Source organism: Chthonobacter albigriseus, from assembly GCF_013839445.1.
GTDB classification, from domain to species: domain Bacteria; phylum Pseudomonadota; class Alphaproteobacteria; order Rhizobiales; family Pleomorphomonadaceae; genus Chthonobacter; species Chthonobacter albigriseus.
This window is the reverse complement of sequence record NZ_JACDIT010000003.1, coordinates 295,579-316,331: the sequence shown is the minus strand read 5'-3', so window position 1 is coordinate 316,331 and position 20,753 is coordinate 295,579. Positions and strand designations below refer to the sequence as shown.

The following is a 20,753-nucleotide window of genomic DNA, read 5'->3' as shown; positions in this document are numbered from 1 at the left end:
CAGCCGCCGCGGCGATAGAGCTTCAGTCGCGTTGAGGTCACCGAGGCGGTGAGTGGTTCTGGACCATCCCGGAAAGGACGTCCGAAGGCTCCGACCAAGAGCCTACATAAGACGGATGGTTCTACCGGCCCGCAACGGGCCAGACGAGCGGGCTGGCGGTGTGACGAAACACGCTCGGCGATCGCCACCGGTCCGGGGAGCAGGGAGCTCTCCGCGCGTGTTCCGCCCATCCGACGATGATTACATGCTATCCGGTCCGAAAACGCTTGCCGGCCCTACCTCAAAGTCTGAAGCCCTCGGCGTTTTCATATCCCAACGGTCCCTGATCGTGCAGCACGTGTCGCCGCCGAGTCTGGCTATGGCATCCAGCGCTGCGGGGTTCACGGCGAGGCGCTCCGTGTCGACGGCGTCCGCATGGAAATGCGCGTGCAGGATCTCGCCGAGGATGATCTGGCGCGATTTCCCGAGTTCCAGGGTCATCGTCCGCCGGCATTCGAATGCCGCGGGCGATTCTGCAATCCAGGGCGATATGACGGCCTTGCCGGGCCGCGCCGTCAGACCCGCGAGGGCCAGCTCGTTGACGCCGTCGGGAAAGTCGGCCGCGCAGACGTGCATCGCCTCGGCGATCGCCACGGACACGATGTTGACGGTGAAGACCTCCGTCAGGCGGATGTTGCGGGCCGTATGCTTGAGCGACATGTCGGGCCGGTTCTCGATCCCGAGCGCAAGGATGGGCGGGTCGGAGGAAAGGCAGTTGAAGAAGCTGAACGGGGCCGCGTTGATGCGACCCTCCGGATCGACCGTGGTGACCAGGGCGATCGGGCGCGGCACGATGGCGCCAATCATCAGCTTGTACTTCTCGCGGCCCGTAAGCGCGGTGAAATCATAGTCGATCGTCTTAGGCATCTTCGCTTTACCGCCCCTCGATGACGCGCAGGCGCTCGGCGAAGGGCGCCAGGATGTTCCGGACGTCCGTCTCCGGCGGGGGCTTCAAGAGCGCACGGCCCGCGACCTGGTCGAGATGACTGCCCATCAGGTCCGCTGCTCGAGCTGCATCCCCCTCGACGAGGGCGGCGAGGATCTCCTCGTGCTCGGTCGCGCCGCAGTCGGCCGAATGAGGACGCGCATACATCGCCAGGATGAGCGAGCAGCGGGAGACCACTTCGGTGACGTAACGGATCAGGAGAGGACGCTCGGTGAGGCGTGCCAGCACAAGGTGGAACTCGCCGGCAAGGCGGATGGATTCCGCCTCGTTGTGCCCGGCCACCGCCTTCTCGCGTTCGACATGGGCCCGAAGCGTCTCGCGGGCTTCCGTCGTGAGTCGTCCGGCCAGGCATTCGGCGACGGTGCGTTCCAGGCTGCGGCGGACGAGAAAGGCGTCGTGCGCCTCCTCCAGCGAAGGGTTGGCGACAAAGGCGCCGCGGTTGGGCAGCAGGTTGACCAGTCCCTCCACGGCAAGCCGGCCGAGCGCCTCGCGGGCGATGGTACGGCTGGTCCCGAAGGTCTCGCCGATGGCGTCCTCCGGAAGTTTCGCGCCCGGCCTGAGCTTCTGCTCGATGATGGCCTGGCGCAATGCCTCGTGGACGGCTTCGGTCCGGGACACGGACCGGGTACGGCTTGCCGCCCGGGGAGGCCCCTTGCCCTTCGCGGTGGGATCGTTCACCGAGCGGTCCGCCGCACCCGACGTCTTTCCTCGCGCCATGATCATCCGGCTTTCTTCAGTTCGACCCAATCCTTGAGGACGTCGACAGCGGCGGCATCCTCGTGCTGCTCCGCGGGCATGCGCCGCTCCTGAACCGGGAGGGCGCATTCGGAGGAGAGCACATCCGTGTCGATCGGGTGCCGCTCGGCCTTCGTCAAGGTCTCGAACGCCTTGCCCGCCTGCGCCATGGACGCGGCATAGTAGAGCTTGCCGATGCCGACGATGTTCATGGTGGCCACGCACAGCGCACAGGGTTCGCAGGTCGTGTAGAGCTCCGCACCCGTGAGGTCCACGCACTCCAGCCGGCGGCAGGCGTCCCGGATCGCCTCCACTTCGCCGTGCGAGGTCGGGTCGAAATGGGCCGCCGAGTGGTTCAGGCCCTCGCCGACGATGACGCCGTCGCGCACGACGACGGACCCGAACGGCTCCGTGCCGGGCTTCGTCAGCGCCTCTCGCGACAGGTCGAGGGCGCGTTGCATGAAGCGCTGTTCGTACATGGTCATGCTCCTGATTGGCTGAGATCAGCGGGAGTCGGGAAGGAGCCAGGCATGGCGCGGCTCCCAGGATAACGAAATCTGGCGGCCCGGCGCGAGATCGAGCGCCTCGATCTCGTGCTGCTGCTTCTGGATACGGAACTCGTGACCGGACGCCGTCTCGACAAAGACGGTCTGGGTGGAACCCACGAACTCCAGACCGATCACCGTCGCGTCGAGGCCGCCGGCCGCGCCCGCGGCGGCAAGCGCGATCCGATCGGCGGCGATCACGAAGGCGGCCTGGCTGTCGACGGGGCGGGTTTCCTTCGCGGGTACGTCGAAGCTTCCGAGCGGCGTCTCCACGGCGAGACGATTAGCGCTCGCGCCCCGCACCGTGCCGCGCAGGATGTTGTTCATGCCCATGAACTCGGCGACGAAGGCGTTCACCGGCTCGCGGTAGACATCCTGCGGGCGCCCGACCTGCTGGATCGCGCCGTCGCTCATGATGACGATCCGGTCGGCGAGAGCGAAGGCCTCGGATTGGGCGTGGGTGACGTAGACGAAGGTGATCCCCAGCTGCTTGTGGAGGCGCGAAAGCTCCGTCTGCATCCGCACCCGGAGGTGCGCGTCGAGCGCCGACAAGGGCTCGTCGAGGAGGAGGATGGACGGTTGGGTGACGAGAGACCGGGCGATCGCCACGCGTTGGCGCTGGCCGCCGGACAACTGGGCAATATCGCGGTCCGCCATGCCCGAGAGGCCCATGCGGTCGAGCCATTCCAGCGCGCGCCGCCGCCGCTCGGCCGCGCCGACCTTCTTCATCCGCAGCGGGAACGCCACGTTTTCGGCGACCGTGAGGAACGGAAACAACGCCAGCGACTGCCAGACCATCGGCGTGTCGCGCTGGAAGGCCGGTATGCCGCGCATGCTGCGGCCTCCGATGCGGATGTCCCCGCCGGTCGGCTCGTCCAGCCCGGCAATTAGGCGAAGCGTCGTCGACTTGCCGCAGCCGGACGGGCCCATGATGGCGACGAACTCGCCGGCCGCGATCTGAAGGTCGATGCCGCGGACGGCATGATGGCCTGGGAAGCGCTTGTCGAGACCCTCGAGGGCGACGAAGGGAGCGGACATGTCTGGGTCTCCGGCTCAGGTCGGGTCGGTGCGCTTGCCGACGCGCACGCCGACAAACCATTGGGCGAGAACGACGAGCGCGATGCTCACGGCCAGCACGACGGTGCCGATGGCGTTGATCTTGGGGTTCACCTGGCCTTGAAGCAGGTTGAGGATGCGGACGGGGATGGTCTCGTGAACGCCGCCGACAAACCAGGCAATCATGAACTCGTCGAACGAAACCGCTGCCGAGAGGAAGAAGGACGCGATCAGCGCCGGCCGACAGAAGGGAACGACCACCGTGAAGAGCGCGGCGGCATGCGAGGCGCCGAGGTTCCAGGCGGCTGGCTCCAGGTCGCGGCCGAAGTCGTTGAGACGCAGGCGGATCAGCGCCATGGAGAAGGAGGACGCGACGGCAGTGTGGCACGCGATGACCGCCTCCAGCCGCCCGAACAGGCCGAGCCGGGACAGGAAGGCGAGCATCGCCATGCCGAGGATCGTGACGGGCACGGCCGGCGGGATCGCGACCAGGAGAACGAAGGCGCGCTTGCCGAAGAACCGCCAGCGATAGTCCACGTAGGCCGCAGCGAAGCCGAGCAGGGTCGAGAGCACCGCCGTTCCGAGCCCGACCAGGATGCTGTTGAGGAAGGCGTCGCGCACCATCGCGTCCTCGAGGATCGCGCGGTGCCAATCCAGGCTGAAGCCGCCCCATGGGATGGTTGGAAAGCGGTTGGCGTCGAAGGAGAACACCACGATCACCAGCATCGGCGCCGCGATGAAGACGAAGAGCCCCGCGAGGAAGAGATGCTGGGCGAGACGCGACAGGCGCGGGAGTATCCGGGTGGCCATCAGCGTCCTCCTCTGCGCAAGCGGGTTCGCCGCGACAGGAGCTGGCCAAGGGCGAGCACCGCGACGAGGATCAGGAGCATTGAGACGCCGACGACGGAGGCACGGGGCCACTGCGACCCGGATTTCACGGTGTCGACGACCACGATGGAAAGTGTCGGCGGCTTGCTCCCGGTCATGAAGAGCGGGCTGACGTAGTCGCCGAAGGCAAGGAGGAAGCTTGTGGTCGCCGCAAGGGCGATCGCGGGGCGGATCGCCGGCAGCAGCACGTGGGCGACGACCCGGCTGCGCCGGCAGCCGAGGTTCTCCGCCGCCTCGATCAGCGTGCGGTCCACGCCCGCGAAGCCGAAGGTGAGGATCAGGACGGCGATCGGCAGGGTCAGGGTGAGGAGGCCGATCTGCAGGGAGAAGGCGCCGCCGAGGAGCGGCAGTGGCTCGATGCCGACAAGGCCTGCGATGCCGTTGATCACGCCCTGCGGCGACAGCACCACCTGCCAGGCGTAGATCCGCAGGATGTAGCTCGAGAAGACCGGCACCACCAGGAAGGCGACCGCGAAGTCCCTGAGGCGCGGAGGCAGGCGGAAAGCAATGGTGTAGGCGGCGGGAAGCGCGATGGCGGTCGCCAGCACCGTGGTGGTGCCGGCGACCGTGAGCGTGTGCCCGAGAGCGCGGAGAAAGGCGGTCGACGTCAGCACCTTTTCCCAGTTGTCCGCCACGAAGGCGGGCGAGAGCCGGAAGGACTTCACCTGCCAGAAGGTGATGACGACCAGGAAGACCAGCGGCCCGGCGAAGAAGATCAGCTGCCAGAGAAGGACGGGCAGCCCGAGCAGCACCGGGAACACGGCTGGCGAACCGGCTGTGGACCGGCTGCCGATGAAGAAGCTGCCAGGGCGATCGGCGGCTCCTGGCGGTGGACTGCCTGTCATGATCGTCTCCGCGGGTCGAGGGGCGTCACGCTTCGCGCAAGGTCCGGACGCTCCGGAATTCACGCGATCGCAGCGACCAAGGCCGGCGCCCGATCGGGCGGGCCCCGGTGCGGATCGTCCCGGTCGATCGGGACGATCCGCGCCCTGGATCAGAGGCTCTTGAACTCGCTCCAGACGTCGTTCCACTCCTCGATCGACTGCTGGGACGGCAGCTGGCGGAACTGGATCTTCTTGGCCTTGTACTCGTCCATGACGTTCGGCGCGTCGAGGCGCAGGCGCAGGATCTCGGCCTCCTTGGGCATCGTCTCGTTGAGAAGCTTCCAGCCCGCGATCGAGGGGATGGACTTCTTGTTGTCCACCTTGGTCGCCTGCAGCACCTGCCCCTGCGGCGAGGCGGTGTACTGGATGAACTTGCGGGCGAGGTCCTTCTTCGGCGTGCCTTTCACGATCGAGAGCGACTCCGTCCACTGCAGGCCGCCCTCCTCGGGGATGATGGTATCGACGGGCACGCCGCTCTGGCGCAGGCCGAGCGTGATCCACTCGCCGATGCCCGGGATCAGATGCGCCTGGCCGTTGGTCAGCGAGGAGAAGATGTCGGCGATGGTGTAGAAGCCCGAAGCCTGGGGCTTCAGGGAGAACAGCTTCTCCTTCAGCGCCTCGAACTTGTCGCCGTCGATGTCGAACGGCGGGCGGTTGCCGTTGGAGAGGCTGACGCAGCCCATCGACGGCAGGTACCAGTCGAAGAAGCCGACCTTGCCCTTGGCCTTCTCCGCCCACATCGCGGCGTAGGAGGAGAGCTCCTCCGGCTTGTAGATGCTGGTGTTGTAGCTGAGGCCGAGATAGCCGAAGTCGGTCATCACGCCGTATAGCTTGTCATCGAACCAGTGCAGCGGGAACTTCTGGAACTCGGGCCAGTAGTCCTGCAGGGGATAGTCGGCGGGATCGAGCTCTTCGATGAAGTCGGCTTCGTGCAGAAGATGCATGTACTCGGCATCGGCGAGAACCACGTCGAAGGAGCCGGGCGGGGACTGGTTGATGACGGCCAGCATCTGGTCGCCGCCGACATACTCCTTGATGCGGATCTTGCAGTTGTTCTCCTTCTCGAAGGCCTCGACGAGGTAGGGATCGGCGTTGCCGGGCCAGGAGAGGTAGTTCAGCACGCCGGGCTCGTCGGCAAGAGCCGGCGACCAGCGGGAGGTGGCGGCGAGCGCGCCGGCAGCGGCGCCGGCCTTGAGGAAACCGCGTCGGCTGAGGTCAGGAAGGAAGGGCTTGGGCACTGCACGGGACTCCTGATGGGAGAGGAATCTGCATGCGATAGTGCATGCAAAACATCTCCAAGCACGCTCCGTGCCATGCGTGGAATCGCTCGATCATGCCGGGTCTGCCGCCCCCTGCTTCCCGCGGGATGGCTGTTTTTCGCGGCATGTGATGAATATCTGTTCACAAAAGGACGAAGTCAGATCGTACGCAATCGTGCACACGGTTTCGCGACGGCGTCAGGATACGGAGACGCTGGAGCGGCTCGTTCATTGCGTTCAGATCACAGTGTGCGGCGAGAGCTGGCACGGCATGCCGTCCTGAGGGTCGGAATCCGGCCACCGGAAGGGCCTCGGGGCGGGCGCGGGCGGGCTTCGGTTTCATCATTCCCGCGACAGCTTGGACGACGTGCAGAGTTCGATCGACGCTGTCTTTCTCTGCTCATGCGTTTTGGTCAGCGCAGGCGAACCATCCGCGACCTTGTGAGCTCATCCGCTTCTCGGCATGGGGTCGGAGTGAGAGGGTAAATGCGTCGGTGTCCGCTTGCGCGGACCATGATTAGAGGGGGTGGTGCGATTTCGTCCGTACCAGGCTTAGCTGGTCGGCGGAGCGGGGGAGATCGACGCGTGGGTGGTCCCCCGGCGTGGACCATGACGCGTGGGGCTGGGCTGCTCCGTCACAGCCCCTCGACGAGCGCCAGCCACGCGTCCTCATCGATCACCTCGATGCCGAACTCCGTTGCCTTGGCGAGTTTGGAGCCGGCGCCAGGGCCGGCGACGACGAGGTCGGTCTTCTTGGAGACGGAGCCGGCGACCTTGGCGCCGAGGCGCTCGGCGGTGGCCTTGGCTTCGTCGCGGGTCATCTTTTCCAGCGAGCCGGTGAAGACGACGGTCTTGCCGGCGACCGGGCTGTCGACGGCGACGGGGGCCTCCATGGGTTCCGGCTCGATCTCGTTGAGGAGGCGGGCGACGGCTTCCAGGTTGTGCGCCTCGGCGAAGAAGTCGACCACGGCGTCGGCCACCACCTCGCCGATGCCGTCGATGGCGTTGAGGCCGCGCCAGGCGTCGGAGCTGCGGTCGGCGGCGGCCTGCATCTCCTCGGCGAAGTGGTCCCAGGTGCCGTAGGCGCGGGCGAGGAGCTTGGCGGTGGTCTCGCCGACGTGGCGGATGCCGAGGCCGAAGATCAGCCGGTTGAGCGCGATGCGGCGGCGGGCGTCGATGGCGTCGAAGAGGTTCTTGACGGAGGTGGCGCCGAAGCCGGGGAAGTCCTTGAGGCGCCGGAAGGAGCCAGCCTCGCGGGCCTTCAGGGTGAAGATGTCGGCGGGCTCGCGGATGGACAGGTTGTCGTCTTCGAGGGCGTGGAAGAACTCGATCTGCTTGTCGCCGAGGCCCTCGATGTCGAAGGCGTGGCGGGAGGCGAAGTGCTTCAGCTTCTCCACCTGCTGGGCCGGGCAGACGAGGCCGCCGGTGCAGCGGCGGACGGCGTCGACGCGGCCGGTCTTCTCGTTGACGTCGCGGACGGCGTGGCTGCCGCAGCGCGGGCAGAGGGTGGGGAAGGCGTAGGGCTCTGCGTCCGGCGGGCGCTTGTCGAGCACGACGTCGACGATCTGGGGGATGACGTCGCCGGCGCGCTGGACGATGACGGTGTCGCCGACGCGGATGTCGCGGCCCTCGCGGATCGGCTGGCCGGAGGTGCCGATGCCCTTGATGTAGTCCTCGTTGTGGAGGGTGGCGTTGGAAACGACGACGCCGCCGACGGTGACCGGCTCCAGCTTGGCTACGGGGGTGAGGGCGCCGGTGCGGCCGACCTGGATCTCGATGTCCTTCAGCGTGGTGAAGGCGCGCTCGGCGGGGAACTTGTGGGCGGTGGCCCAGCGCGGACTGCGGGAGCGGAAACCGAGGCGCTCCTGCAGGGCGAGGTCGTCGACCTTGTAGACGACGCCGTCGATGTCGTAGTCGAGGCTGGCGCGGTCGGCCTCGATGCGGCGGTAATGGGCGACGAGCTCGTCTACGGTGGCGCAGCGGACCATCAGCGGGTTGGTCTTGAAGCCCCAGGTCTCGAACAGGCGGACCGTGTCGTACTGGGTGTCCGCCAGGCGGGGCAGGTCGCCCCAGGCATAGGCGAAGAAGCGCAGCGGCCGCCGGGCGGTGATCGCCGGATCGAGCTGGCGCAGCGAGCCGGCGGCGGCGTTGCGCGGGTTGGCGAAGACCTTGCCGGTCTCCTCGCGCATGCGCTCGTTGAGGGCGAAGAAGTCGCCGCGGCCCATGTAGACCTCGCCGCGCACCTCCACCACGTCGGGCACGCCAGCCGGGAGCCGCTCGGGGATGTCGGCGATGGTGCGCACGTTGGCGGTGACGTTCTCGCCGGTCAGCCCGTCGCCGCGGGTGGCGGCGACCGCGAGCCGGCCTTTTTCGTAGCGGATGGAGAGCGACAGGCCGTCGATCTTGGGCTCGGCGGTGAAGACGGGGATCCGGTCGGCGGGCAGACCGAGGAAGCGGCGCACCTGCTCGACGAAATCGAGGACATCCTCGTCGGTGAAGAGGTTGTCGAGCGACAGCATCGGCCTGGAATGGCGGACCTCGGCGAAGGCGGCGGACGGCGTCGCGCCGACGCGGCGGGAGGGGCTGTCGTCGCGCACGAGGTCCGGATAGCGGGCCTCGATCGCGAGGTTGCGGTTCTTCAGCGCGTCGTAGGCCGCGTCGGTGATCTCCGGGTTGTCCTCACCGTGGTAGAGGCGGTCGTGATGGGCGATCTCGGCGGAGAGGCGCTCCAGTTCCGCGGCGGCCTCCTCCAATGTGAGCTCTTCGACGGGCTTTTCGGAGAGGGAGACGTCCGACACGGGTAACCTCGGCTTGCAACGCGATTCCGGCCGGGGATTTAGACGTGGGATTGCCGGGTGGGGCAAGAGGGTAGGGCGCGGCCGGTCGGCGGTTGCCTCAAAGGGCGGCGGCGACGGCGGTGCCGGCGATCAGCGTGGCGAAGACGGCCAGCACGATCGCGGAAACACGGGTGACGAGGCGCGGCGTCGCGGTCGATCCGGCGGAGCGGACAAGAACCTGGCCGACAATGATCCAGCCGGTGCCGACGACAACGACCGCGGACAGGAAGAGCGCGGCGTAGGGGGCGATCTCCGGGAGCGGCAGGGCGGGGAAGACCGCGAAGGCGAAGACGAGCGCCTTCGGGTTGAGGAGGGTGGTGACGAAGACGCGGAGCGGCGTCACCGGGCGGGGGGCGTGGGCGAAGCTGTCGGCGGCGGACCGCCACAAGACGACGGCGGACCAGGAGAGGTAGGCGGCGGCCGCCAGCCGGAGCGCAGCGGAGAAGGCGGGATGGCCGGCGACGAGGGGCCCGACGACAATCGTGAGGATCGCAATAGAAAGGACGTAGCCGGCGATCTCGCAAGGAACCAGGCGCAGCGACCAGCGCAGCCCGGCCGTGGCGCCGGAGGCGGCGAGAAGCGTGTTGGTCGGCCCGGGCGTGGCGAGCAAGGCAAGAACGGCGAGGGCGAAGGTCAGGAGGTCGTGCATGGGGGGAAGCTAGCACGGGTGGAGGCCGGGGCGTTTGACGGAGCGCAAAAGGGGGGTGGTCGGGCTTCGGTAGTGGGCGGTTGGCGATCGGCGGTAGGTGGTAGGCAGTGGGGAGTAGGTGGTGAGTGGTGGGCGGTGGGCGATCGGCGGTCGGCATGAAGCCGTTTCGCATATTCGTCATGGTCCGCGGAGGCGGACCACCCACGACTTTGTGGCGGCCGCCGGGTGTCGTCTTTGCCGATGGAGCATCGTCCCGGAAAAATGCGTGGGTGGTCCGCCTGCGCGGACCATGACGGCGAGAGGGGGAGAGCTGGTCCGCCTGCGCGGACCATGACGGCGCAGGGGGGGGGGCGCCTGCGCGGACCATGACGGCTAGAAGGGGAGAGCTGGTCCGCCTGCGCGGACCATGACGGCGAGAGGGGGAGAGCTGGTCCGCCTGCGCGGACCATGACGGCGAGAAGGGGAGGGCCCGACTGCCGATGCCTGACTGACGATGCCCGGCTGTCCGACAGCCGACTGTCTGCTCCCCTTGGCCACCCTGCTGGCCCGCCATGGGCAGGTGGTGGGTTATTCGCCGGCGATCAGTTTGTCGGCGGCGGCGCGGGCTTCTTCGGTGATGCGGCTGCCGGCGAGCATGCGGGCGATCTCCTCGCGGCGGTCGGCGGCGGCGATGGGCGTCACCCGGGTAGCGACGCGGGCGCCGGCGTCGACGGCCTCCTTGGCGATCAGAAGGTGGCTGAGCGCACGGGCGGCGACCTGCGGCGCGTGGGTGACGGAGAGTACCTGGACCCGGTCGGACAGGCGGGCGAGGCGGGTGCCGATGGCCTCGGCGACAGCGCCGCCGACGCCGGTGTCGATCTCGTCGAAGACGAGGGTCGGCGCGGAGCCCTTGTCGGCGAGCGAGACCTTGAGGGCGAGCAGGAAGCGGGACAGCTCGCCGCCGGAGGCGACCTTCATCATCGGACCGGGGCGGGTGCCGGGGTTCGTTTGCACCCAGAACTCGATGGTGTCGACGCCGTCGGCGGTGCGGTTTTCAGCGTCGGACGAGGCTTCGACGATGAAGCGGGCGCGCTCCAGCTTGAGGGAGGGCAGCTCGTGGGCGACGGCCTCCTCCAAGTGGCGGGCGGCGACCAGGCGCTTGGCGGTGAGTGCGCGGGCGGCGGCGTCGTAGGTCTGGCGCGCCGCCACGCTCTCCTTCTCGAGGGCGGCGAGGCGGTCCTCCCCGGCGTCGAGATCGGCCAGATCGGCAGCCATGCGGGCGGCAATCACGGGGAGCTCATCGGGCTGGACGGAGTACTTGCGGGCGGCAGCGCGAATGGCGAACAGCCGCTCTTCGGTGCGCTCCAAGTCGGCGGGATCGTAGGCGCCATCGCGCAGCGCCACCTCGAAGCCGACGCGGGCTTCCTCCAGGCTGTCGAGGGCGGTGGAGAGGGCGGTCATGGGCTCGGCGAGCATCGCGCCGAGCTCGGCCTTGCGCTCCAGGCGGCGGAGCAGGCTGGCGAGCTCGGGGATGGGGGAGCCGGAGCCGTTCAGCTGGTCGTAGGCCTCGCGGAGGTCGCCGGCCACCTTCTCGGCGCGCATCATGTGGCTGCGCCGCTCGGCGAGTTCGGTTTCCTCGCCGGGGGCGGGCGCCAGCTTGCCGAGTTCTTCCACGGCATTGCGCAGGTAGTCCGCCTCGCGGCGGGCGGCTTCGATGCGGAAGCGCAGGTCGGCGAGTGTCTTCTCCGCGGTGCGCCAGGCGCGGAAAGCAACCGCGACGGCGGCGACGTCCGCCTCCAGGCCGCCGAAGGCATCGATGAGCGAGCGGTGCTCGGCGGGATCGACGAGCGCGCGGTCGTCGTGCTGGCCGTGGATCTCGACGAGGCGGGCGCCGATCTGGCGCAGGAGACCGGCGCTGACGGCCTGGTCGTTGACGAACGCGCGGGTGCGGCCGTCGGCGGTCTGGACGCGGCGCAGGATGAGGTCGCCGTCATCGTCGATGTCGTTGTCGACGAGGAGCGCGCGGACGGGGTGGGCGGCGGCGACGTCGAAGACGGCGGTGACCTGGCCCTGGTCGGCGCCGTGGCGGACGAGCCCGGCGTCGCCCCGGCCGCCGAGAGCGAGCGAGAGGGCGTCGAGGAGGATGGACTTGCCGGCGCCGGTCTCGCCGGTCAGCACGGTGAGGCCGCGCGCAAACTCGATGTCGAGCCGCTCGATCAGGACGATGTCACGGATCGTCAGCGTCTGCAGCATCGGGCGAGCGGCACCTCCGAAGGCGTCAGCCGAGAACCGCCTTGAACGCCTTGGACATCCAGGAGTTGCCGTCCTCGCGCGGCTCCAGGCCCTTGCTCTGCAGCAGGGTGTAAGCGTCCTTGTACCAGCGGCTGTCCGGATAGTTGTGGCCGAGCACGGCGGCGGCGGTCTGCGCCTCGTTGACCACGCCGAGGGCGTAGTAGGCCTCGGTCAGGCGCTGCAGCGCCTCCTCGACGTGGCGGGTGGTCTGGTAGTCGGTGACCACGACGCGGAAGCGGTTGATGGCGGCGATGTAGTTGTTGCGGTTGAGATAGAAGCGCCCGGTCTCCATCTCTTTGCCGGCCAGCTGGTCCTTGGCCATGTCCAGCTTCTTCTTGCCCTCGGAGGCGTAGGGGCTGTCCGGATAGCGCTGGACCAGCTCCTGCATGGCGTCGAAGGCCTTGCGGGTCATCTCCTGGTCGCGCGTGACGTCCGGAATCTGGTTGAAGTAGGACTGGCCGATGATGAACTGGGCGTAGGCGGCGTCCTCGGATCCGGGATAGAGCGCGTTGTAGCGCTTGGCCGAGATCACGGCGTCGTCCCAGTTGCCGCGGGTGTAGTTGGTGTAGGCGGCCATGATCAGCGACTTGCGCGCCCACTCAGAATAGGGGTGCTGCTTGTCGACTTCCTCGAATCGCTCGGTGGCGCGCCGGTAGTCGCCCTGCTGGAGATAGGCGATTCCCTCGTTGTAGAGCTTCTCGGCGGGGATCTCGACGAATGGCTCCAGCGGCTCGTCGGACGAGCAGCCGCTCAACGGAATTGCCGAGAGAAGAGCGGCGGCGACGACCGCGATACGAAGGAACGACTGCCTCATGAAGACCCCATCGCGGCGTCGGAATTGGTCAACGTCGAACGCTCCTGCCCCGACCCGAAGCGTGAACCCGTTGGGTTCTAGCAGGACGTTCGGAGCCTGTCACGGCCCTGGACGCGCGTTCGCACGGCCATGACGACGCCTTGCGAGCCTGTTTTCCAGAGGATTGCGGCAACGCGGCGGCAGAACGTCCCCGCGACGGCCTGGCTCAGGCCTTCTGCGGCGAAAGGGCGGGGACGGACACGCCCACTGCACCGGCAGAATGGGCGCGGCGGACGGTTTCGCCGACTATCTCGTAGTTCGAGGCGTCCGCGAAGAGGGCCTTGAGCACCAGCCAGTTCATCTTGTGGCCGCCCTTGTAGGAGCGGAAGTGGCCGATGAAGGGCATGCCGGCGAGGGCGAGGTCGCCCACCGCGTCGAGTGTCTTGTGGCGGACGAACTCGTCGTTCCAGCGCAGGCCCTCGGGGTTGAGAACGCGGTCGTCGCCGATGGCGACCGAGTTCTCCAGCGAGGAACCCATGGCGAAGCCCATCTTCCAGAGCTTCTCCACATCCTTCATGAAGCCGAAGGTGCGGGCGCGGGCGATCTCGTCGCGGAAGGTGTCGGCGTCGAGGTCGAGCACGTAGGACTGGCGGCCGATCAGGCCGGTGGGGAAGTCGATGGTGACGTCGTAGCGGGCGCCTTCGTAGGGGAGCAATTCGGCGAAGGCGTCGCCGTTCTCGACCCGGACCGTGCGAAGAACGCGGACGGCCTTGCGCGACGCGTCGAGCGAAACGACACCCGCGTCATCGATGGCGGCGACGAAATCGGCCGAGCAGCCGTCGACGATCGGCATCTCGGGGCCGTCGATCTCCACGAGGACGTTGTCCACGGAGAGCGCACGCAGGGCGGCCATCAGGTGTTCGATGGTTGCGATCGAGGCGCCGGCGGCGCCGATCACCGTGCAGAGCTCGGTGGCGACCACGTGGTCGAAGCGGGCGGGGATCTCGACCTCGCGCTCCAGATCGGTGCGGACGAAGACGATGCCGTGGTCGTTGCCTGCGGGAACCAGCGTGATCGTGGCGGGCTTGCCGGAGTGGACGCCGATTCCCGACAGTTCGGTGCGCCGGGCGATGGTCGTCTGTTTGCCGATCGTGTGCCGCATTGAGATCACGTGCTTCCTGTCCTGGGGGGATCGCCACCTACCGCCCCCGCGGCAGGTGGCCGGGATTCCCTCCCGTAACCCACTCAACTCGTGAAGCGAGTCTTGGACCCACTTCCTTCAACGGCCATTAATCACGTCTGGTGCCCATCCCTGAAATCAATGTTTGTTACCGATTGTTACGCCAAGCACTTAGCAAAACGGGTTTGTTAACAAAGTGTTACCACCAGCAAGCAGAACCGCGGACCAAGCCGGGGAAAGCTGAAGCTGCAACGATCTCCAGAGGGTTCCGGAGCGACGGTCTCAGAGCGGCGCGGTGGCGGACGCGAGCCAGGCCTGGTCGGCCTCATCGAGGTGAGGGGCGATCGTGTCGAAAACCCACCGGTGGTAGGCATCGAACCAGGACCGCTCGTCGACCGAAAGAAGCGCCGGGTCGATCAGGCGCCGGTCGATGGGGGCGAGTGTGATGGTCTCGAAGCCCATCATCGGGCGTTCGCCGCCGGAAATCTCCGATGGCAGCGTGACGACGACCAGGTTCTCGATGCGGATGCCGAATTCGCCGGCCTTGTAGAAGCCCGGCTCGTTGGACAGGATCATTCCAGGCTCGAGCGCGACGTGGCTGGCCTTGGAGATGCGCTGCGGTCCCTCGTGGACGGAGAGGTAGACGCCGACGCCGTGGCCGGTGCCGTGGTCGAAGTCCAGGCCGGCGTTCCAGAGAAGCTGCCGGGCGAGGATGTCGATGTGGGCGCCGGTGGTGCCCTTGGGAAACCGGGCCATGGCGATGCGGATGTGCCCGGCGAGGACCCGGGTGTTCCGGTCGCGCATCTCAGCCGTCGGCTCGCCGACGATGACGGTGCGGGTGATATCGGTGGTGCCGTCCTCGAACTGGGCGCCGGAGTCGATCAGGTAGATCTCGCCGACGCGAATCGGACGGTTGCTCGCCGTGGAGACGCGGTAGTGGGGGATGGCGGCGTTGGGGCCTGCGCCGGAGATGGTGTCGAAGGAGAGGTCCTTGAGGGCACCGGTTTCGGCGCGGAAGCGCTCCAGGGCCTCGGCAGCGGCGATCTCCGTGAGACGGCCTTTCGGCGCCTCGCGGTCGAACCAGGCGAGAAAGCGCGTGACCGCGATGCCGTCGCGGATATGGGCGCGCCGGGTGGCGGCGAGTTCGGCGTCGGTCTTGCGCGCCTTCGGCATCGTCACCGGATCGCGACCGTCGACGATGGTGCCCCCAGACGCTGTGACGAGGTCGGCGATCCGGTAGGCGGCGGTGGCCTTCTCGGCGAGCACCTTGGTGGCTGCCGCGCCGAGGGCGGTGAGCGCCGGTTCCAGGGCGGCAGGCTCGGCGATCTCGGCGAGAGCGGACAGCTCGGCGCGGACGCTGTTGGAGAGCTTGCGGCCGTCGATGAAGAGCGTCGGCTTGCCGCTGGCCGGGACGATGGCGAAGGAAAGCGGCATCGGGGTGTGCGGCACGTCGCTGCCGCGGATGTTGAAGAGCCAGGCGATCGAATCGGGCTGGGTGATGACGCTGGCGCCCGCTCCGGCCTCGGCGACGGCCTTGCCGACGCGGGCGAGCTTGGACGTGGCGGATTCCCCGGCGATCTCTTCGGGGAACAGCGTCACCGCGCCGACCGGCGGAGCCGGTCGGTCGGGCCAGATCGCGTCGACCGGATTGCCGTCGACGGGCACGAAGGCGGCGCCGACGCTTTCCAGCGCCTTGGTGAAGCGTTCGACATCGCCGGCCGTGTGGAGCCAGGGGTCGAAGCCGATCCGCTTTCCGGGGGCAGCCGACTTGAGCCAGAGGTGCGGGGGATCGTCCACCAGATGGCGCGGCTCGAAGGCCGAGACGTCGACCTGCTCGCGGACCTGGAGGGTGTAGCGACCGTCGACGAAGATCGCAGCCTGGTCGGCGAGGACGACGCAAAGGCCGGCCGAGCCGGCAAAACCCGTCAGCCAGGCGAGGCGCTTGGCGCAATCGGGGATGTATTCGCCCTGGTGCTCGTCGGCGAGCGGCACCAGGAAGCCATCGAGGCCGCGCCGTTTCAGCTCGCTGCGCAGCGCCTTGAGGCGGGCGGGGCCGGTGGAGGGATCGGACACCACGTCGAACGTCTGGAACAAGGCAGATCTCCTGGAAGCATCGGCGCCATGAAGCGGTGCGGGAGGGGTGAGGTCAAGCGGGCGGCGACGGGGCCGTGTTGTGCGCTGCGAGGAGATCGTGTTGCATTGCACAAAGCGCAGGGCTGCCATTCCCGTCGGATGACTGGTCGCAGGACGGGGTCGGCGCCAGATTGACGAAAGCCGAATCTTTTTCGGTTCGGCGGGACCTGGACGGCGCATTTCGCCGATTCCGGGTTCTTTGATGACGATTTCAGCACCCGGTGATGACCATGGCCCGCACCCTTGCCCATCCTGCCCTGCGCACGTCCCGCGGGGCAGGGCTGTTCCGGCGGACCTTCGAAGCGATGCTCGGTTCGCGCGAGAGGCAGGCGCGGCATGCGCTTCAGCCGCATCTGCTGGCGCTCGACGACGGCGCGCTGGAGGCGCTCGGCTACAGCCGGAAAATGCTGGAGCGTGAGGGCGTTAGGTCGCTGAACCTGTGACGGTGATTCAACCGGCCTTGCGCAGCACGAGCGTGCTCCAGACGTCCTTGCGAATGGTGGCGACCCGCACGAAATCCTGCGCTCGGTAGGCGGCGAGGACGGCGGCGGCCTGTTCGTTGAGGATGCCGGAGAGAATGAGGATCGCGCCGGGTGCTGTGTTGGCGCGGATGCCGGGGGCCAGTTCGCGCAGCGGCGCGGCGAGGATGTTCGCGACCACCAGATCATAGGCGCGGCCGCGAAGAGCGGGATGGGCGAGGCCGGGCGCGACCACCGTCCGGACGAGGCGTCCGACGCCGTTCAGGTGGGCGTTTTCGGCGGCGATCTCGACTGCGACGGGGTCGATGTCGCTGGCGATCACCGGTTGGCGGGTGAGCTTGGCGACCGCGATGGCGAGCACGGCGGAGCCGGTGCCGAGGTCGAGGACGCTGCGGAAACGGCGCAGGCGCAGGATCCGGGAGATGGCGACTAGGCAGCCCCAGGTGGTCGGGTGGTGGCCGGTGCCGAAAGCCTGGTTGGCCTCGATCTCGACCCCGATCGCGCCGGCGGGCAGGTTGTCGCGATCGTGGGCGCCGTAGACGACGAAGCGGCCGGCGAGGACGGGCTTGAGGCCCTCCAGGCTGAGGCGGACCCAGTCAAGATCGGGCGTTTCAAAGACTTCGAGAGGCGCGCCGAAGGCATCGGAGCCCAGCACATCGCGGACCTTGGCCTCGATTTCGGCCGGATCCTCGCCGAAAAACCAGCTGTCGACGGTCCAGCCGTCCGGCGTCTCGAACCAGGAGACGGTGACCGCCTCCTCCTCGAAGGCTGCTTCGATCAGCCGGGCGATCCGCTCGGATTCCTCGCGATCGGCGGAGATTCGGACCTGGTACTGGGGCATGAGGCGGCCTTCCGGGACAATCTGGCGCTGGTTTAGGGGGCGGATCGGCCGGTGGCAAGAGTGGGGCGGGGTGGGCACAGGATCCTGCGCCGATTGAGAAATTTATCGATCGGGGTTCAAGCTTCCTCAAGAAGTGACCGGTACAGTCCCCCCGGTCCGATCCTGACGGCAGAGTTTTCGATGAAGAGCTTGCGATCGTTCGTGTACAGGTCGACCTATGCTGCCGCCGTGCGGGAGCGCCGGGCGGCCAAGCGATACCACGGCTCTTCACAGGTCCGGGTCAAATTGGATGGAACCGACGTTCCGGCTGCGATGGTCGATGTCAGTCTCACAGGTTTCCGGCTGAGATGTGGTGAGCCACATGACTGGCCGGAGAAGGTGGAGATCTTTATCGTTTCGCTCGGATTCACGGTCAGTGCCGCGCTCGTCTGGCGGGATAGCGATCAGACGGGCTGGCGTTTCCTGTTCAATACAAGACAGGTCGCACAGATCCAGGCGCTGATCAGAGCGCAGGCGATGAGCCGCTACCAGCGGCTGCCGATCGGCACTGTCCGCTGGGGTCTCTGACGCAGAGGCCTATTTCCGCTCCAGGAAGCTGTCGACGACCCGCTTCTGGCCGGCCTTGTCGAAGTCGACCGTGAGCTTGTTCCCGTCCACGACGGCAACGGTTCCGTAGCCGAACTTGACGTGAAAGACGCGTTCGCCGGTGGCGAATTTCGCTTCGGAAACAATGCTCTTGGCAATCAGTTCGCCCTCGATGACCCGCGGCCCACCGCGTGCCGAGTAGCTCTGGGAGGGCGACGAGAAGCCGCCGTGGCCGGACTTGTTGCGTTGGGCGCGCTGCCAGCCCGGGGTCTCGTAGGAGGACTTGAAGGTCTCCACCTGGTCGAAGCGGGAGGCGCCGTAGGGGTTCCGTTTTCCGGCGGCGGTGTAGTCGTCCTTTCCGGCGCCGTAGCCGGCTACGTAGCTGTTGTAGCCGCCATAGTTGGACTGGCTCTCCTGGACCTCAACATGCGCTTCCGGCAATTCGTCGAGGAAGCGGGAGGGGAGGGACGATTGCCACGATCCGTGGATGCGCCGGTTGGCGGCGAACCAGATCAGGCAGCGCTTTTTGGCGCGGGTTATCCCCACGTAGGCAAGGCGGCGCTCCTCCTCCAGGCCCGACCGGCCGCCCTCGTCGAGGGCGCGCTGGTGGGGAAAGAGACCCTCCTCCCAACCGGGGAGAAAGACGGTGTCGAACTCCAGGCCCTTGGCGGAGTGGAGGGTCATTACCGAGACCTTCTCCTCGTTGCCGTCGGCGGCATCGCGGTCCATGACGAGGGAGATGTGCTCCAGGAAGCCGCCCATGGTGTCGAAGCCATCCATGGCGCGGATCAGTTCCTTGAGGTTCTCCAGGCGGCCGGGGGCGTCGGCGGAACGGTCGTTCTGCCACATCTCGGTGTAGCCGCTCTCCTCCAGGATGAGCTCGGCGAGATCGGTGTGCTTCATGGCGTCGAGCTGGCCGCGCCAGCGGTCGACGCTGTCGATGAAGTCGCGCAGGGCGAGGCGGGTCTTGCCCTTGAACTCCTCGGTGGCGATCAGCTCGCGAAGCGCCTGGGTAAGCGGCACCTGGTTGGCGCGGGCGTATTCGTGGAGGACGCGGACGGTGGTGTCGCCGATGCCGCGGCGGGGCGTGTTGATGATGCGCTCGAAGGCGAGGTCGTCGCCGAGCTGGGAGACGATGCGCAGGTAGGCGAGGGCGTCGCGGATCTCCTGGCGCTCGTAGAAGCGCGGGCCGCCGATCACCCGGTAGGGCAGCCCCATGGTGATGAAGCGCTCTTCGAACTCGCGCATCTGGAAGGAGGCGCGGACGAGGATGGCGATGTCGTCGAGGCCGGTGCCCTTGCGCTGGAAGCGCTCGATCTCCTCGCCGATGGAGCGGGCCTCCTCTTCGGAGTCCCAGGCGGAGGCGACGCGGACCTTGGGATCGTCCGGATCGCCGTCGGCGTCGGTGAAGAGGGTCTTGCCGAGACGGGCCTCGTTGTGGGCGATGAGGTGGGAGGCGGCGGCGAGGATGTGGCTGGTGGAGCGATAGTTCCGCTCCAGCCGGATGACCTTTGCGCCGGGAAAGTCGCGCTCGTAGCGCAGGATGTTGTCCACCTCGGCGCCGCGCCAGCCGTAGATCGACTGGTCGTCGTCGCCGACGCAGCAGATGTTCCGCGAGCCCTGGGCGAGCAGGCGCAGCCAGAGATACTGGACGACGTTGGTGTCCTGGTACTCGTCGACCAGGATGAACTTGAAGCGGCGGTGATACTCGGCGAGGACGTCCGGGTTGTCGCGCAGGACCGACAGCGTCTCGAGCAGGAGGTCACCGAAGTCGCAGGCGTTAAGCACCTTCAGGCGAGCCTGGTAGTCGGCGTAGAGTTTGCGGCCCATGCCGTTGACGTAGGCGCGCGCCTCGCCTTCGGGGATCTCGTGCGGGCGCAGGCCCTTGTTCTTCCAGCCGTCGATGGCGGAGGCGAGCTGGCGGGCGGGCCAGCGCTTCTCGTCGATGCCTTCGGCGACGATCAGCTGCTTCATGAGGCGGAGCTGGTCGTCGGTGTCGAGGATGGTGAAGTCGGACCTCAGACCGGCGAGCTCGGCGTGGCGGCGGAGCATCTTGACGCCGATCGAGTGGAAGGTGCCGAGCCAGGGCATCCCCTCCACGGTGCCGCCGACCAGCTTGCCGATACGCTCCTTCATCTCCCGGGCGGCCTTGTTGGTGAAGGTCACCGACAGGATCTCGGAGGGGAAGGCGCGGCGGGTGGCGAGGATGTGGGCGATGCGGGTGGTGAGGACGCGCGTCTTGCCGGTGCCGGCTCCGGCCAGCACGAGCACCGGCCCGTCGAGCGCCTCGACGGCTTCGCGTTGTTCGGGGTTCATGCCCTGGAGATAGCCGCCAGGCCGGGGAGCCGCGGCCGCCATGGCGCGTGCGGCAATGCCGGCGGACGGACGATCTTCAGGCTCGTCGCCCGTCGGTCCGGGCTGATTCTTCATCGGATGCATGGGAGAACGATATAGCAACGCCGCCGCAGGAGCGAGGGGGGCAGATTGCGATTCGGTGGAATAGCTTCTGGTGGTGTCAGCAGCGGGGGTGCAGACGCTTGCGGCCCGGCACTCCGCTCTCCCGGTTTCCGTAGGGTGACGTTCGACGAAAATGCTTATGATAAATAATGCAATATAATACGCATAATTCCGAT

General features: G+C 67.6%; 17 protein-coding genes. 2 read left to right on the top strand and 15 right to left on the bottom strand.

The genetic code is table 11. The annotated features are described in order from the left end of the window. Positions 1-240: 240 nt before the first annotated feature. The 13 genes from HZ321_RS11745 to HZ321_RS11685 all read right to left on the bottom strand — a co-directional run bounded on the left by HZ321_RS11745 (position 241) and on the right by HZ321_RS11685 (position 16,176). Positions 241-906, bottom strand: a complete 666-nt coding sequence (locus tag HZ321_RS11745) for a flavin reductase family protein (RefSeq protein ID WP_181702527.1) — start codon at positions 904-906, stop codon at positions 241-243. Between the two features lie 7 nt (positions 907-913). After that, positions 914-1,663: a GntR family transcriptional regulator gene (locus HZ321_RS11740; RefSeq protein WP_425305391.1), complete on the bottom strand. Its 750-nt coding sequence runs from the start codon at positions 1,661-1,663 to the stop codon at positions 914-916. Between the two features lie 41 nt (positions 1,664-1,704). Further along, the gene (locus HZ321_RS11735; protein ID WP_181702526.1) at positions 1,705-2,199 is read right to left on the bottom strand and encodes a nucleoside deaminase; all 495 of its coding nucleotides are present in this window, start codon (positions 2,197-2,199) and stop codon (positions 1,705-1,707) included. Between the two features lie 24 nt (positions 2,200-2,223). Next, a complete protein-coding gene (locus HZ321_RS11730) occupies positions 2,224-3,303 on the bottom strand; it encodes an ABC transporter ATP-binding protein (protein ID WP_181702525.1) in 1,080 nt (359 codons plus the stop codon). 15 nt (positions 3,304-3,318) lie between these two features. After that, complete coding sequence (locus HZ321_RS11725) at positions 3,319-4,131, bottom strand: ABC transporter permease (RefSeq protein WP_181702524.1); 813 nt, start codon at positions 4,129-4,131, stop codon at positions 3,319-3,321. Continuing rightward, entirely contained in the window at positions 4,131-5,054 is a 924-nt protein-coding gene (locus HZ321_RS11720; protein WP_181702523.1) for an ABC transporter permease, read from the bottom strand. The genes HZ321_RS11725 and HZ321_RS11720 overlap by 1 nt, the downstream gene beginning before the upstream one ends. A gap of 149 nt (positions 5,055-5,203) precedes the next feature. Then, entirely contained in the window at positions 5,204-6,331 is a 1,128-nt protein-coding gene (locus tag HZ321_RS11715; RefSeq protein WP_181702522.1) for an extracellular solute-binding protein, read from the bottom strand. Positions 6,332-6,987: 656 nt separating this feature from the next. Further along, a complete protein-coding gene (gene ligA / locus HZ321_RS11710) occupies positions 6,988-9,150 on the bottom strand; it encodes an NAD-dependent DNA ligase LigA (RefSeq protein WP_181702521.1) in 2,163 nt (720 codons plus the stop codon). A gap of 97 nt (positions 9,151-9,247) precedes the next feature. Next, a complete protein-coding gene (locus tag HZ321_RS11705; protein WP_181702520.1) occupies positions 9,248-9,838 on the bottom strand; it encodes a LysE family translocator in 591 nt (196 codons plus the stop codon). A gap of 567 nt (positions 9,839-10,405) precedes the next feature. Then, positions 10,406-12,070: a DNA repair protein RecN gene (gene recN / locus HZ321_RS11700; protein ID WP_181702519.1), complete on the bottom strand. Its 1,665-nt coding sequence runs from the start codon at positions 12,068-12,070 to the stop codon at positions 10,406-10,408. Between the two features lie 25 nt (positions 12,071-12,095). Beyond that, entirely contained in the window at positions 12,096-12,923 is an 828-nt protein-coding gene (locus HZ321_RS11695; protein ID WP_181702518.1) for an outer membrane protein assembly factor BamD, read from the bottom strand. Between the two features lie 205 nt (positions 12,924-13,128). After that, positions 13,129-14,064 (bottom strand): UDP-3-O-acyl-N-acetylglucosamine deacetylase, encoded by a 936-nt coding sequence (lpxC, locus tag HZ321_RS11690; RefSeq protein WP_181702517.1) that lies wholly within the window; start codon positions 14,062-14,064, stop codon positions 13,129-13,131. Positions 14,065-14,364: 300 nt separating this feature from the next. Further along, positions 14,365-16,176, bottom strand: coding sequence for an aminopeptidase P family protein (locus HZ321_RS11685; RefSeq protein ID WP_244635803.1), 1,812 nt, complete (start codon positions 16,174-16,176; stop codon positions 14,365-14,367). Positions 16,177-16,445: 269 nt separating this feature from the next. On the opposite strand from HZ321_RS11685, the gene HZ321_RS11680 reads away from it, so the two are divergent. Further along, positions 16,446-16,658 carry a hypothetical protein gene (locus tag HZ321_RS11680; RefSeq protein WP_206682771.1) on the top strand — a complete coding sequence of 71 codons (213 nt, stop codon included), beginning with the start codon at positions 16,446-16,448 and terminating at the stop codon, positions 16,656-16,658. 7 nt (positions 16,659-16,665) lie between these two features. On the opposite strand, the gene HZ321_RS11675 is transcribed toward HZ321_RS11680, so the two are convergent. Beyond that, on the bottom strand, positions 16,666-17,535 hold the full coding sequence (locus HZ321_RS11675; protein WP_181702514.1) for a 50S ribosomal protein L11 methyltransferase: 870 nt from the start codon (positions 17,533-17,535) through the stop codon (positions 16,666-16,668). Positions 17,536-17,715: 180 nt separating this feature from the next. Between HZ321_RS11675 and HZ321_RS11670 the strand changes: the two genes are divergently transcribed. Continuing rightward, positions 17,716-18,102: a PilZ domain-containing protein gene (locus HZ321_RS11670; RefSeq protein ID WP_181702513.1), complete on the top strand. Its 387-nt coding sequence runs from the start codon at positions 17,716-17,718 to the stop codon at positions 18,100-18,102. A gap of 9 nt (positions 18,103-18,111) precedes the next feature. Here HZ321_RS11670 and HZ321_RS11665 read toward each other — a convergent pair whose 3' ends face one another. Beyond that, positions 18,112-20,550, bottom strand: coding sequence for an ATP-dependent helicase (locus HZ321_RS11665; protein ID WP_244635802.1), 2,439 nt, complete (start codon positions 20,548-20,550; stop codon positions 18,112-18,114). Positions 20,551-20,753: the final 203 nt, after the last annotated feature.